This is a genomic window from Paenibacillus solani (assembly GCF_001277345.1).
Taxonomy (GTDB): Bacteria; Bacillota; Bacilli; order Paenibacillales; family Paenibacillaceae; genus Paenibacillus_AQ; species Paenibacillus_AQ solani.
On record NZ_LIUT01000008.1, the window covers coordinates 573035 to 587792 of the forward strand.

General features: G+C 46.2%; 10 protein-coding genes. 9 read left to right on the top strand and 1 reads right to left on the bottom strand.

Annotation, left to right across the window (positions count from 1 at the left end):
* Nucleotides 1-232 precede the first annotated feature (232 nt).
* Together AM231_RS26645 and AM231_RS26650 are read left to right on the top strand one after the other, a co-directional pair.
* Nucleotides 233-826, top strand: coding sequence for a TetR/AcrR family transcriptional regulator (locus tag AM231_RS26645; RefSeq protein WP_054405346.1), 594 nt, complete (start codon nucleotides 233-235; stop codon nucleotides 824-826).
* 106 nt (nucleotides 827-932) lie between these two features.
* Nucleotides 933-2180: an MFS transporter gene (locus AM231_RS26650; RefSeq protein WP_054405347.1), complete on the top strand. Its 1248-nt coding sequence runs from the start codon at nucleotides 933-935 to the stop codon at nucleotides 2178-2180.
* Between the two features lie 121 nt (nucleotides 2181-2301).
* On the opposite strand, the gene AM231_RS26655 is transcribed toward AM231_RS26650, so the two are convergent.
* Complete coding sequence (locus AM231_RS26655; protein ID WP_054405348.1) at nucleotides 2302-3717, bottom strand: amino acid permease; 1416 nt, start codon at nucleotides 3715-3717, stop codon at nucleotides 2302-2304.
* A 283-nt stretch (nucleotides 3718-4000) separates the two neighbouring features.
* Between AM231_RS26655 and AM231_RS26660 the strand changes: the two genes are divergently transcribed.
* The 7 genes from AM231_RS26660 (at nucleotide 4001) to AM231_RS26690 (ending at nucleotide 14708) form a co-directional block, all read left to right on the top strand.
* Complete coding sequence (locus tag AM231_RS26660; protein WP_054405349.1) at nucleotides 4001-4876, top strand: formate/nitrite transporter family protein; 876 nt, start codon at nucleotides 4001-4003, stop codon at nucleotides 4874-4876.
* A gap of 289 nt (nucleotides 4877-5165) precedes the next feature.
* Nucleotides 5166-7241, top strand: coding sequence for a molybdopterin-containing oxidoreductase family protein (locus AM231_RS26665; protein ID WP_054405350.1), 2076 nt, complete (start codon nucleotides 5166-5168; stop codon nucleotides 7239-7241).
* A 240-nt stretch (nucleotides 7242-7481) separates the two neighbouring features.
* Complete coding sequence (locus tag AM231_RS26670; protein ID WP_054405351.1) at nucleotides 7482-8459, top strand: ABC transporter permease; 978 nt, start codon at nucleotides 7482-7484, stop codon at nucleotides 8457-8459.
* A 27-nt stretch (nucleotides 8460-8486) separates the two neighbouring features.
* Nucleotides 8487-9386 carry a carbohydrate ABC transporter permease gene (locus AM231_RS26675; RefSeq protein ID WP_054405352.1) on the top strand — a complete coding sequence of 300 codons (900 nt, stop codon included), beginning with the start codon at nucleotides 8487-8489 and terminating at the stop codon, nucleotides 9384-9386.
* 67 nt (nucleotides 9387-9453) lie between these two features.
* Nucleotides 9454-11139: an extracellular solute-binding protein gene (locus AM231_RS26680; RefSeq protein WP_054405353.1), complete on the top strand. Its 1686-nt coding sequence runs from the start codon at nucleotides 9454-9456 to the stop codon at nucleotides 11137-11139.
* A gap of 171 nt (nucleotides 11140-11310) precedes the next feature.
* Nucleotides 11311-12885 (top strand): response regulator, encoded by a 1575-nt coding sequence (locus AM231_RS26685; protein ID WP_054405354.1) that lies wholly within the window; start codon nucleotides 11311-11313, stop codon nucleotides 12883-12885.
* A complete protein-coding gene (locus AM231_RS26690) occupies nucleotides 12882-14708 on the top strand; it encodes a sensor histidine kinase (RefSeq protein ID WP_054405355.1) in 1827 nt (608 codons plus the stop codon). Before AM231_RS26685 ends, AM231_RS26690 begins: the two co-directional genes overlap by 4 nt.
* Nucleotides 14709-14758 lie beyond the last annotated feature (50 nt).

Sequence of the window (14758 nt, forward strand, 5' to 3'; positions counted from 1 at the left end):
TTTCTTCATTTGACGCATTTTTTTATCTGACGAACTGTCCGTCAAGTGAGCAAACCTACTTATGGGACAGCCCCTTTATGCATGCAAGGATCATGAAACATCCTTTACATGAGGTAATGCTTACCATATAATTAAACCGTACAGTCGGTTTTTTGTTACGCTATGACAGAAACGACAACAACATAAACGGAAATTGGTCACAACGGTTTCCCGGTAAGGAGTGCTTACAAGGATGTCGACAGAAAAAGCCCAGCGAAAGCGGGACTTGATTCTGGATAAGGCGAAGGAGCTGTTCATTCAGCGGGGGTATGCCGCAACATCGATGGATGAACTGGTTAAGTATACAGGTGCCAGCAAGGGCAGCATCTATTATCACTTTGAGAGCAAGGAAGATTTGTTCGTCAAGCTGCTGGCGAAGCAGAATCAGGATTGGATGGAGTCCTGGGATGAAAAGAAAGCCCGCTTCGTAAGCTTTGAGGAGAAGCTGTACGGAATTGCTGAGCATATGGTCGATGACTTCCAGAATCCGCTCACCAAGATTGCGGAAGAGTTCTATATTAATCAGCCTGAGAATAAGTCGCTTTTAAATGAAATGCTGGCGATTGTGCAAGGCCCCCGCAGGCTTTACCGCGAAATTTTAACCGAGGGTGCGCAAGAAGGACGGATACCCGCAGAGGAAGTGGAGGAAATATCCATCGTTTTTGGATCGCTCCTTGATGGGATGTCGGTGTCGTACTTCGAACGATCCCAGGAGGAATTGAGGGAGTTATACTACAGGGGTGTGACGTATTTTTTACACGGGGTATTAACCCGTGCAAACAAGTAGCAGCAGAAAAACCATGGATCCACCAGAGCGTTCCTAGTTCCAGGCAACGAGGAGCGTCTCTGTGCATATAATTAAACCGAACAGTCGGTATATTGGAGGATGGGGAATGAAACATTTGTTTGGGAATCGTGCGTTTGTACTGCTTATGGTTTCGGATTTCATGCAAAATATCGGAATCTGGATCCGCAACATGGCGCTGTTGTTCTTCATTATGGAGAAGAGCAACCATGACCCGGTAGCCGTATCGCTGCTAACGGTGATTGAATACGCGCCGATCTTTGTAATTTCCATGATTGGCGGTGTGCTGGCTGACCGCTGGCGTCCCAAGCGAACGATGATTTGGGGAGATATCTTAAGCTTTCTATCGATACTGCTTATTTTGTTCGTGGTATATGCGGGTTATTGGCAGGCTGTGTTTGCCGTGACGTTGGTATCGGCCGTTGTATCCCAATTCTCGCAGCCTTCATCCATGAAGATCATCAAGCGCTGCTTGCCAGATGAACATGTGCCTGCAGCGACCGCATTATCCCAGACTTCGATGTCACTGTTCATCATATTGGGACCTATGATTGGTACGGCGATCTATCAAGCTTTTGGACTTCAAGCCTCGTTAATCAGCTTGTTGGCCATATTCGCTGCATCAGCGATCGTGCTCTCCTTTCTTCCTTCCAGCGTGGATGAATCGCCCAAGGGATCGGAATCCACGGGTTCTTTTGTGCAGGACATGAAGGCAGGCTTCGCTTACATCGGTTCAAGTCGACTGCTGAAGGTGCTGCTGGTGATCTACGTATTGCTGGCACTGGGCAGCGGATTCGTGCAGCCGCTCGATATTTTTGTCATCACGGAGCGGCTTGGGCTCGAGATGTCCAGCGTGCAGTGGTTCACTGCACTTGAGGGTCTAGGCATGTTAATCGGCGGTGTCATTGCTGCCGTGATTGCCGGTAAAATAAAAGGCTCCTACCTGCTGTTCGCCGGGCTTGCCTTCCTCGGCATCTCCACCTTTGTGGAGGTGTTGTCCGAGTGGCCGATCCTGACCGGCACGATGCGTTTCATCACCGGCGTGCTCCTGGCGATGGCGCAAACGGTATTGATGGCAGTCATGATGCAGCAGGTGGATGAGAAATTCATCGGTCGGCTGAATGGCGTGATGATGCCGATATTCACGGGTATGCTGCTCATTGGCTCGGGAGTCACGGGATGGTATATGTCGGTAACCTCCATCGTTGTTGTGTACTTCACCGCAGGAGCACTCTTCCTGGTGTCGTCCTTTATCAGCATGAGGCTGCCCATCTCGAATGTTTCGATTCAGGCAGCGGAAGTGGCGGATAGCGTGGAAGCCCCAGCAAAGGCATAATTCTCCGAAAACACGGATACCGGACAGCAAAAAAAGCAGTGCAGGATAATCCCTGCACTACTTTTTCATGTTGTTGCTCCAGCTCAGCATTTGAGCGATGGCATGGAGTCATGTCAGGCCGCTAGGGGCGATCCGAAGACTCATCCTTCGCCAAGGCGCTGTGCCTGTATCCGTAGATAGCGTAAATGATGATGCCGATTCCGATCCATATGATGAATCCGATCCAGGTAATCCGCTGCAGCGTGGTTAACAGATATACGCAGCTGAGCACGGCAATCAAGGGCAGCCAAGGAACAAACGGTACTCGGAAGCTGCGCTTCAAATCCGGATGTGTTTTGCGCAGCACGATGATGCCAAGCGAGACGGTAATGAAGGCAAATAGCGTACCGATGCTGGCCAAATCCGCCAAATTGCCAAGCGGCACAAAACCGGACAGCACAGCGATACAGATACCGGATACCCAGGTGCTGAATTCCGGAGACTTCGTCTTCGGGTTCACCGAGCTCATTTTTTTAGGGAGCAGCCCGTCCCGGCCAAGTGCATACAGCAAACGGGATTGTCCGAACATGACGCCCATTAGGACGGTAGTCAGTCCTGCGATGGCCCCCAGCGAAATGAAGTAAGACATCCAGTCCTGCTGGATATAGAGCAGGGCAAAAGCTACAGGGTCCTTCACATTAAGCAGGTTGTATGGCACAAGGCCTGTCAGCACCGCAGTAACTGCAATGTATAATACCGAGACAATCAAGAGTGAGCCCAGAATACCGATCGGGAGGCTTTTCTGCGGCTGTTTGACCTCCTCGGCTGCTGTCGCTATGACATCAAATCCGATATAAGCGAGAAAGGCAATGGCAGCTCCTGTCATCACTCCTTCCATGCCGAATGGGAGAAACGGTGTCCAGTTCTCGGGTTTTACATAGAAAATTCCCACGCCGATGAACAGCAGAATGACCGCGACTTTCAAATAGACCATAAAGGTATTAAGCCTTGTCGATTCCTTCGCCCCGCGAGATACGATCCACGTAATCAGCAGGGCGATGAATATGGCAGGTATATCCACGTAGGTGCCTTTGCCCGGATTGAAGGCGCTGGTAATCGCGGTAGGAAGATGAATTCCGAATCCTCCCAGAATGCTCTGAACATAGCCTGACCAGCTGCTGGATACAAGTGCACTGGCGAAGCCGTATTCGAGCAGAAGGTCCCAGCCCATCAGCCATGCAAAGCCTTCGCCAAAGGTTGAATAGCTGTACGTATAGGCACTGCCGGTCACCGGCACGGAGGACGCGAATTCAGCGTAGCAGAGTGCACAGAAGGCGCACACCAGACCCGCCAGCAGAAATGAAACGATCAGTCCTGGACCGGCATGGGTGGCGGCTGTGACGCCAGTTAATACAAAAATCCCTGTGCCTACGATCGACCCAACGCCAAGAACGATGAGATCCATGACGCCAAGCTGTTTTTTTAAAGCGGTACGTACTTCCCCGTCTTGTATAATCGGGATCGGCTTCTTTCGAAGCAGATTGTGTTTCAAGCTCATAAATGGAGTCTCCTAGATGTTTATTTAGATAGATTTCCCCGATGTGACCCATCCATTCCGACATTATAAAGAAAAAAGAATTTGTTTGGAAGTCCAATTGTCTCATCTGCCAGATGTCCACCCTCAATGGACACAATAAGTGATATATTTCACGTAATAGATGGTGAAGATGCGGTACAATACAGGTAACTTCAATACAGGTAACGATAACAGGGAACGATCATAAGCTGCGTGGATGCCACAGACTTGAAGGGCAGGTAGCAGTAGAAATGAGGGAGTGGCTATGGCCTTCTACAAACCTGAGCGAATTGCCGAAATAACGATGGAGACCGGGGTCAAAAAAGCACATAATTCCACGATGAATGTCATCATATTAGGATTCCTGGCGGGAGCTTTTATTGCGCTGGGCTTTTTGCTGGATATTCGCGTAATTGCAGGAGTTTCGTCAGATTGGGGAGGTATTGCCGGTTTGATAGGTGCAGCCGTATTCCCAATCGGATTGATTCTTGTGCTGCTGGCAGGGGGAGAACTGCTGACAGGTAACATGATGGCCGTATCATTGGCTAGATTCAAACAGCGGATATCCACGATAGAGATGGTTCGAAATCTGGCGCTCGTTACGATAAGCAACCTGGTGGGTGCATTGTTCGTGGCTTACTTTTTTGGCCATGTAACCGGACTGACAGCCAGCGGCATTTATCTGGAGAAGCTTGTGGCCATGGCGGGACATAAGCTGGACGACAGCTTCCTGCAGGCGTTCTTATCGGGCATCGGCTGCAACTGGCTTGTTGCTCTCGCCGTGTGGCTCTCCTACGGGTCAGATCAGATGAGCGGCAAAATTATGGGCATTTGGTTTCCAACGATGGCTTTTGTCGCGATTGGTTTTCAGCACGTAGTAGCGAACATGTTCCTCATTCCGGCGGCTATTTTTGAGGGATATTTCAGCTGGGGTGATTATCTGATGAATTTCATCCCGGTATGGCTTGGTAACTTTGTTGGGGGCGCCTTGTTTGTAGGAATGGCCTATGGATCCGTATATTTAAAAAATAGCAGCAGTGATCAGGCCGTTCCCCGTGGCGAACGTGACGCAGCTTTGCCGCCGTCTGCACCCAGCACGGGTAATGCGCAGCAGGTACATTCCACACCGAAGGTTTCTTAGGATGCTGGGCTTCTTACTTTATCATTTAACTCGCGGTATACAAAAACAAATTCGCCATGTCGGTCTCGGGGGAGGAGACACTGACATGGCGAATTTTTTTGGGAGTGGTCCATGATTTGGCAAGGAAGAGAAAGGGTCTGGGTTCCTCTTCTATGCTCTTGATAGGAATATACCCGGCTGGAAGAATTGTGAATCACCTTCATATAAAAAATGTTCGGCTTTACTGGAACCCTGATATTCTTTTAAGATAGGGAGATATGATGCAGCCGTGCAGAAGGGGGAATGGGAAATGACACAAGATATGATTCATCAGGAAAACGGCGTGTTTCCGGCGGTATGTCCACTGGATTGTCCGGATACTTGCGGCCTGCTGCTGCATAAGGAAAACGGTAGAATCGTTAAGGTTACCGGTAATCCGGACCATCCTGTTACACAGGGCGCGATATGTAATAAGGTGCGAAATATGGCAGAGAGGGTCTATCATCCGGAACGCTTAATGTATCCGCTGCGCCGGGTCGGAGCCAAGGGAGAAGGCGCTTTTGAGCAGATTAGCTGGGATGAAGCTATATTCGAAATAACAGAACGGTTTAAGGCAATGACGGAGGAATACGGGGCGGAGAGCATACTGCCGTATAGCTTTTATGGCAATATGGGCATCCTTGGCGTCGACGGGATGGATCGCCGTTTCTTCAACGCACTCGGATCGAGTAAATTGAAACAGAGCATATGCAATTCTGCTGGTAATGAAGGCTGGAAATCAGTCATGGGTTTTAATGCTGGAACTCTGCCCGAGGAGACGATTCAATCCGATTTGATCATCGTTTGGGGCGGCAACATCGTCAGTACGAATATGCACCAGGTCGTGTTGGCAGAGAAAGCCCGGAAGAACGGGGCCAAGGTGATTGTCATTGATGTACACAAAAACCAGACGGGCCAGTGGGCCGATTGGTTTATTCCGCTTCACCCAGGTACAGACACGGCTCTTGCCATTGGTATAATGCATATTTTATTCCGTGATGGACTAGTGAATGAAACATTTATGGAGCAATATACGCTTGGCCACGCGGAACTTAGAGAGCACGTAACCGAATATACGCCTGATTATGTATCGTCCATTACTGGGATACCGGCTGAACATATAGAGGAATTGGCTGCGATGTACGGCCGTGCCGAAGCCGCATATATACATATCGGCAATGGGCTTCAGCATCATGACAACGGTGGAATGGCCGTTCGCAGCATCGCTTGTTTGCCTGGACTAACCGGCCATTGGTTGAAGCCAGGCGGAGGCGCGGCTAAATCTAATGGCGGATACAGCTCAATGAACGGCGATGCGCTCGAGCGGCCCGATCTAAGGCCGAATCCTGAGGCGCGTTCGATTAATATGAACCGGATCGGTGAGGCACTGGCGATGACAGACAAGCCGATTAAGGGAATGTTTGTCTACTGCAGCAATCCGCTGGTCGTGGCACCGGATACCGAGCGGGTGCGCACCGGATTTGCGCGTGAGGATCTGTTTACTGTGGTTCATGATTTGTTTATGACAGATACGGCAAAATACGCAGATATCGTGCTTCCGGCGACCTCTTCGTTTGAAAATACCGATGTGTTCGCTTCCTATTGGCATCCGTATATTCAATTGCAAGAGCCGGTCATTCCTGCACAGGGTGAGAGCAAGGGGAATGTGGAGTTATTCTCTCTATTGGGCAGGGCGATGGGATTCCCTGAGGCTGCCTTCTCCGAAACGGAGGAAGAGATGATTTCAAGGGCACTTGATTATCCTGATAATCCGTACCTGGACGGGGTCACATTAAGCGCCTTGAAGGAGCATCGCCATGTGAAGCTGAATCTCACTCCATATGCTTCGTACTTGGATCATTTGCCAACGCCATCGGGGCGCATCGAACTGTATTCCGAGGCACTTGCGGCAGCAGGACTGCCGCCGCTGCCCACCTATGTGCCGCTAAAGGAAGGCTATGACGGCATCCGGCGGGGACGGGGCCATCAATATCCACTCATGTTTATCTCGCCGCCGACGCATAACTTTTTGAATTCTACCTTCGCCAACGTTCCCAAGCACCAGAAGCTGGAGAAGGAGCCTTTTCTGCAAATTCACCCGGAGGATGCGGCCGAGCGCAGCATCGAAGATGGAATGTGGGTAAGCGTTTATAATGATCGGGGAACATTCGAAGTGCGGGCCAAGATTGTGGAAAAAATGCTGCCCGGTACTGTGGTGAGTCAAGGTTTGTGGTGGGATGCAGATGGACGGAAGCAGCGGGCCAACGCCTTAACGTCCGACCGGTTGGCCGATCTCGGTGAGGGGGCAACCTTCTTCTCAACGGTGGTAGAGGTCAGGCCTAACTGACCGCTGCCTAAAGATGCATAGAGAGACTGTCTTATAGGTCTATATGACCTGAAGGCAGTCTCTTTTTTGATAGAAATTATCGAACTTTCCGGTAGAAGTATAAAAAATCGGGCTTTTATTATATAGCTTCAATATATTTCCATGGGTAGAATGGTACTAGGTCAATTGCAAGCGGTTTCGAAGTCTAAGATTTCAGAGAACCGGCATGTATTTACATCAATTTGTAACGGGAGGATAAATATGCCGCAAGCTACTACAGAACAGCAACCATCACCCATTTCCCGGCAGCCAAAGGTACATAATAAAAGCTTATTTAGGCGCTTATTGAAGCAATGGGATGTTCAGCTGATGGTATTACCAGGAGTTATTCTGGTTTTCATTTTTGCCTATCTGCCGATGTACGGTGTAATTACCGGATTTATGGATTACAGCATTTTTACAGGGTCAAATATCTTTGACAATCCCTGGGTTGGTTTCAAGCACTTTGAAGCTTTTTTTAATGCCCCAGAGTTTGAGAGGATTATTCGGAATACGATTGTAATCAGTTTACTTAAATTCTTTATTGGTTTTCCGGCACCGATTATTCTTGCACTGATGTTGAATGAAGTTCGACATATGTTCTTCAAGAGAGTGATCCAGACGATTACCTACATGCCTCACTTCTTGTCCTGGGTTATTGTCGCGGGATTTGTAATTGCAATGCTTTCCACAGAGAACGGTAGTGTGAATATGCTGCTGCAGAGTGTGGGGGCCATTGATGAACCGATCAACTTCCTTTCTCTAAAACAATATTTCTGGACAATTCTGATTTCGGCTAACGTATGGAAAGAGATTGGGTTTAACTCGATTGTATATCTCGCCGCCATAGCCAGTATTGATCCGGCTCTGTATGAAGCTGCAGACATCGATGGGGCTAGCAAGACAAAGCAGATCTATCTCATTACGGTTCCTTCGATTATGCCAGTCGTTATCATCTTTATGATACTTGCAATCGGTAGACTGCTCGATGCAGGATTCGAGGATATCTTGCTGTTGGCCTCTAACCCTGTACTAAGGCCGGTAGCCGACGTTGTAGATACATATGTTTATCGAGTCGGTCTAGGTGCGAATCGATATTCTTACGGGATTGCCATCGGACTCTTCAAATCGGTCATCGCTGTCTTCCTGCTTACGATCGCTAACTATGCGGCCCGAAGATCCGGTAACAGTCTATGGTAATAATCAGTAGCAATCAGGAGGTACAGCATGCTAAAAAGAATTAGCACTGGTGACAAGATCGTGCTTGTCTTGATCTATACATTTCTTACTTTATTGGCCTTTTCAGCACTTTATCCATTCTGGAATGCTGTGGCCGTATCCTTTAACCAGGGTGTAGACACCGCTAAAGGCGGAATTACCTTCTGGCCTCGGGAATTCACACTGGAGAATTACAAAATTATATTGGATGACGACCGATTGGCTAATGGATTCTTTATATCCATTAGCCGGACCATAGTCGGAACCATAACATCAATATTTATGACCGCCCTTTTGGCATTCGGAATGACTCGTAACTATTTGATCGGTCGGAACTTTTACATGGTGTTCTTTGTCTTCACAATGTACTTTGCTGGGGGATTAATTCCGTCATATCTCCTGATCCGTTCGCTTGGTTTGATGAACTCTTTCTGGGTATTTATCATTCCATCCTTAATTAGCGTATGGAACATGATTATATTCCGAACCTTCTTTAAAGGTCTCCCTGTTGGATTGGAAGAGTCAGCTAGTATTGATGGCTGCAGCAACTGGGGAATGTTCTTCCGGATTATACTTCCGCTGTCCGGTCCGGTAATTGCAACCCTGGCATTGTTCACAGCCGTAGGTCACTGGAATGACTGGTTTTTGCCTAGTATTTACATTACTACTGATAATTTGCTTCCAATACAGACGATATTAAGACAGACGTTGAATGCCAATATTGTTACGAATTCAAACTCAGTACTTGATAGCGCTTCTGCTATGTTAATGGAACGATCCAAACAGATTACTTCCAAATCACTCACAATGGCGATGATGATTGTAGTGACAGTGCCAATCATTCTTGTATACCCTTTTGTACAAAAGTACTTTGTTAAAGGTGTACTTGTAGGCTCACTGAAAGAGTAGTTTTAAGAACGGTTTAAGGCGAACAGCTTTGAACATATATATTTTTAGAATGAGAGGGGTTTAGTACATGAGAAAGACAAGAAAGTCTTGGCTGTTGATGGTATCGTTGATTTTCGTACTGGCCACAGCTCTGGCAGGATGCGGCGGCGGCAAAACAGCTGATCCGGCTCCGGCAACACCGCCTGCAGCAAACGGCGATAGCGGCGAGAAAAAGGACCCGCCAGCAGAGGGCAGTGATGAAGGCAAGTGGGTACTTGGTGAGAAGCCGCTTCAGTTTACAGCTTATGCTCACTATGAAGGAACAGACTTCCCTAAGTGGGAAAGCGTTCCGCTTGGTAAGTATTTAAGTGAAGAGAAGCAAGTGAAAATCGATGTAATCGCAGCTAATGGAGCACATAAGCAAAAGCTGAGTGCAATGATTGCATCTGATGATCTGCCTGATATGATCTGGACAGACCGTGACGATCCAATGATTTTAAGCCTTCAAAAAGAAGGTAAGCTGGTTGCATTCGATCCTTGGTTAGATAAATATCCTAACTTGAAAACATGGATGGGCGATCTGGATCTGCTTCGTCATGAAGACGGAAAGATTTACAGATTCCCTAACTGGTACTCATCCAATCCTTATGGTACTGCAGGTTATGTTGTTAACAAGAAAATTTATGATGAGTTAGGTCAGCCACCACTTGAAACAACTGACGATTTGTATAACTACTTGAAGATGGTTAAAGACAAGTATGGTGATTCCATTGTTCCATTCGAACCGCACCGTGCGCAGGATAGACAAGGACTTGGGGTATTGTATACGGCATTTGGAGAGCAATTAAGCTATTCGAACTTAAAAGCAAACTTGCTTGCTGTTCCAAAGGATGGAAAACTGACTCCGTTACTTACAGATCCAACATTCCGTGAAGCTCAGAAATATATCGCTAAGCTCTACAGAGAGAAACTTATTTCTCAAGATGCATTTAGCCAAACCGAGGATATGGTTAAAGAGAAAGTAATGACTGGTCGAGTGGCTGTATTTGCAGGTTCAAGCCCGACAGATATCGCATCAAAAGCACAGATTGAATTAACGAAGGACGATCCAAATGGCGGTTATTTCATGATTTGGCCTATTCATAAGCCAGGACTGGATAAGAACAAGATGACTGCCGGTACTTACACGAGCTTTGGATGGAACGCTGCACATATCACTACAGCAGCCGAAGATCCAGAGGCAATCTTCGCATTCCTTGACTGGATGACAGGTCCAGAAGGTATGAACGTTCAATTCTTCGGTCCAGAAGGTAAGAACTGGAATGGATTCGATGAGAATGGTCAACCAAACTTCACAGAAAATTATGATAGAGAAGAAGTAACAAAAATTTCATCTGAGAATAGCCCGTGGCAGCTCGTAGGTAATACGAGTTACATTGACCCTGCTAAGTGGAAGTATATGTCCACCCTTCCTCCAGAAGAACAGCAGTGGGAAGTGCGTTACCAACAAACGGTTACTTGGCCGACACAATTAAACGTTACTGAATTTGTTGGTCTTGATGCTCCTCCAAACTCAGATGAAGATATTATCGCTAAATCTGTGGATGAATTGTTCCTCGAAATTTATGCTAACTCCGTTATGGCTAAGAGTGATGAAGAAGTAGATCAAATTCTTGACCAAGGAAATCAGAGTTTGATGGATCTGGGTTACCAGCAGCTTCTTGATTTCCGTGAAGCTAAGTGGCATGCAAATCTTGAGAAACAGAAAAAATAATCTTTAATCGAACCATTGTAATGAATCATCCCAATGAGTCCCTCGGGCTCTTTGGGATGATTCTGTTTTAGTATCTATTACCCTTATTTTTGTATCCATTAGCTCATTATGTATAGTATGATATCAGTATGAAAATAAGGGCAATTTTTACAAATGGCTAGGGGGATTACCATGTACAAGGTGCTGCTCGTAGATGATGAGGAACTAGATTTGGAAGGTATGAAGAGGTTCATTCCTTGGGTTGATCTGGGCATGGAAGTAGTAGATGGTATTAATAATGCATTATCTGCATGTGAGATCATTAAGAATAAGGACATTGATATTCTAGTCAGCGACGTTAACATGCCCTATATGTCCGGTCTTGAGCTTGCACGTATTGCATTAGAACATAAACCGAATATACGAATTATATTTGTCAGTGGATATCAGGAATTTAGTTATGTTCAGGAAGCATTGTCTCTAAAAGCTTATAGTTATGTGCTGAAGCCAATGAACGATAAAGAACTGATCTCGTCATTGCTCAAGGTGAAACGGGATCTTGATAATGAGTTGAAGCATCGCGAAGTGGAGATGGCATACCAAGAGATGATTCCAATCGTCAAAAGCGATTTTCTCATACGACTTCTTGAACGTGAGGAGTCGGAGGAATCGTTGGCAAAGATGAGTATTTCATATGAATTTGATCAATTGAATTGGCCGATTCGCGTGGCTGTTATGGAGCTTGATAATCTATCATGGCGTCAAGCAGGCAGTCTAACTACTCAGAAGGAATTGGCGAGAACCTTCATGCAGCATATTCAACAGGCGATTGCCAAGATGGGCATGATTCCTTATTGCAAGCTATCATCGCAGCGAGTGGCGATTCTGCTGGAAGACAGTAATTTCAATGCAGTGATAGATGCATTAATGGATAGCGTTCAGCAGCAGTTAACAACGTCTATGACAACAGGTATTGGTGAGCCCGTATACACGCTGGATCAGCTTCAATTGTCTTATAGACAAGCTGTGGAGGCTGTGGAAGGCAAGATGTTTTTGGGCAAGGGAAACGTGATCAAGTACGAAGACGTTAGTACGGAGCCTGGCATGCTTGATGCCAAGATGCTGGATGAACGTATGAACACCTTATTAAAGGCCATGGAGGAATACGAACTAGTCCAAATCTGTGATGAGCTGGAGAAATTATTCGGTTCCATACGGAATCTGCGCTCCCGATTTACTGTGCATAATATGTCGAATTATATTATATGGAAGCTCGAACAATATTTAAGCAGCCGAAATGAAGATCTGTTCGAACTGTTAGGCATGGAAATCCATCATTTAGATATATTGATGCAATTCGAAACCGTTAGTGATATTCGTTCTTGGTTCATTCAGCGTATATTCGAAATTTCCGAAAGATTATATGAGAAATCCAATTCCCGGGACGGTAAATTTATTCGTAGTGTGATCGAAACGATGAAGGAACGTATGAGTGAGAATATAACGATAAAGGATATTGCACAGCATTTTTCTTTTTCGCCGAGTCATATAGGATTTTTAATCAAAGAGAGGTCCGGAAGCACATTTAATGAATTGCTTGTCCAGCTGCGTATGGAAAAAGCATGTGAATTGTTGAAACAGCCTGGTCTCAAAATCTATGAAGTCGCTGATCAGGTTGGCTATCGCTACCTCCCGTATTTCAGTAGGCAGTTTAAAGAGAAGTTTGCCATGACACCTATGGAATACCGAAAGAGAGAACTAGGATGAATAAGCGCTGGATCCCATCATCCAGAAGCAATCGGAAGAAGCTGGGGTATATTCCTATTGGCTACAAGCTAATGTTAACGTTTACAGTATTTATACTGATATTGGTATTCGTAAACTTCTATATTTCTCAGTCTATTTATGATGAAATGATGCGCAAACAGACGCGGGTCAACATCCAGGGAACACTTAAGCAGATCCGGGATAATGTAGCTTATAAAGTAGATGATATCGTTCAGACTTCGGCAACACTGTATGACGATACTACGTTAATACAAAGTGTGCGCAGGGAATTAACGGGGACGGATAATTATAACCGTATGAAAAAAGTAATACTCCCGAAGCTGGAGAGTGCTTCGAAGGCAGTTGGCCTTAATTTGCGGTTATCTGTTTATTTTCATAATCCAACGATATATCCGAAGTATGTAGATTGGGATAGCGAAAATAAAGAAGATTTCAATGTGCAAACCTATGATATATACCATATATCTCGGATATCAGCTAAGTTTTGGTATTTCACCATGCCAGTAGAACGATATAATACAACGATGCTGTGGAGACAGGTAGAAGAGGACGAGCGGGATGGGCGGATTTCGATGATACGACGCATCGTGGATATGCAGAATCCACTCGAAATCAAAGAAGTGGGAATCATGCGCTTCAGTGTCCGCTTGTCTCAGCTGTTCGATAGCGTGGATTACACAAGGCTTGGAGATGGCAGCCGGTTATCCGTGCTGGACCCTTATGGAAATGTAGTGTTTACGTCAAGCGATTCTTTTGTCGAAGACAAAGACAGTATGGGATCTAGCGACCAGAAGGGCAAGAATGCTCCTGTGGCCACATATGATAAGCGGAATTACTTGACCATCGAGGAAGATTTGCCACAGAAGAACTGGAAGATCGTAGCCCAAGTACCGCTTACCATTATCGAACAGGAAGCGAAGAGGGTACAAACCGTATTTATTATCATCTGTTTTATCTGTGTGGTCATTTTTACGTATGCGGGATATAAGATTTCCCGATCTTTCTCCAAGCGGATTATGAAAATCGTCGGCGTACTCAATGCCTTTCGGGAGGGGGATCTGCATAAACGGATCACCTATCGGGGAAAAGGCGAATTCCCTCAAATTGCGGATGCTTTGAATGCGATGGGAGAGGATATCGAAGCATTAATCAAAAAGGTATATTTGACTCAGCTCGAAAAGAAGGAAGCAGAGCTGGAGATGCTGCAAACGCAGATTAATCCTCATTTCTTATACAATACATTATCCTCCATTAACCAGCTTGCTAAGTTTGGAGAGACGGAGAAACTTCAGGATATGGTTGTGCAATTGGCGCAATTTTATCGGCTCACCTTAAATTCAGGAAGGATTTTGATTCCGATCGCATCGGAGATTGAGCAGGCCAGCGCCTATCTGGATATCCAGAAGGTGAAGTACGGTCAGCGTATGGAAGTCACGTTTGATATCGATCCGGATATATGGCCATATGAAACCCTTAAGCTGATTTTGCAGCCATTTATTGAGAATGTGCTGAAGCATGCTTGGAGCGGAGATCGCATTCATATCAGGGTTTCGGTGAATAAAGAAGGTGATGATATTCTGTATCGCATCATCGATGATGGCCTGGGTATGAAGCAGGAGCGAATTGATGAGATATTCGATCCTAAGGATCGCAGTCATATGGGCTGTGGCATTCGCAATATTGACCAGCGGGTAAAGCTTCATTATGGAGATGTCTACGGCGTCTCAATCTACAGCCGAATAGGGATAGGTACCACCGTGCAAATTCGCATTCCAGCAAGAAGAAGAAAGATATCCGGGTGATATAGGGCTGCAGGGAATGATATGGAATGGCCTGGGACTACCCATCATCG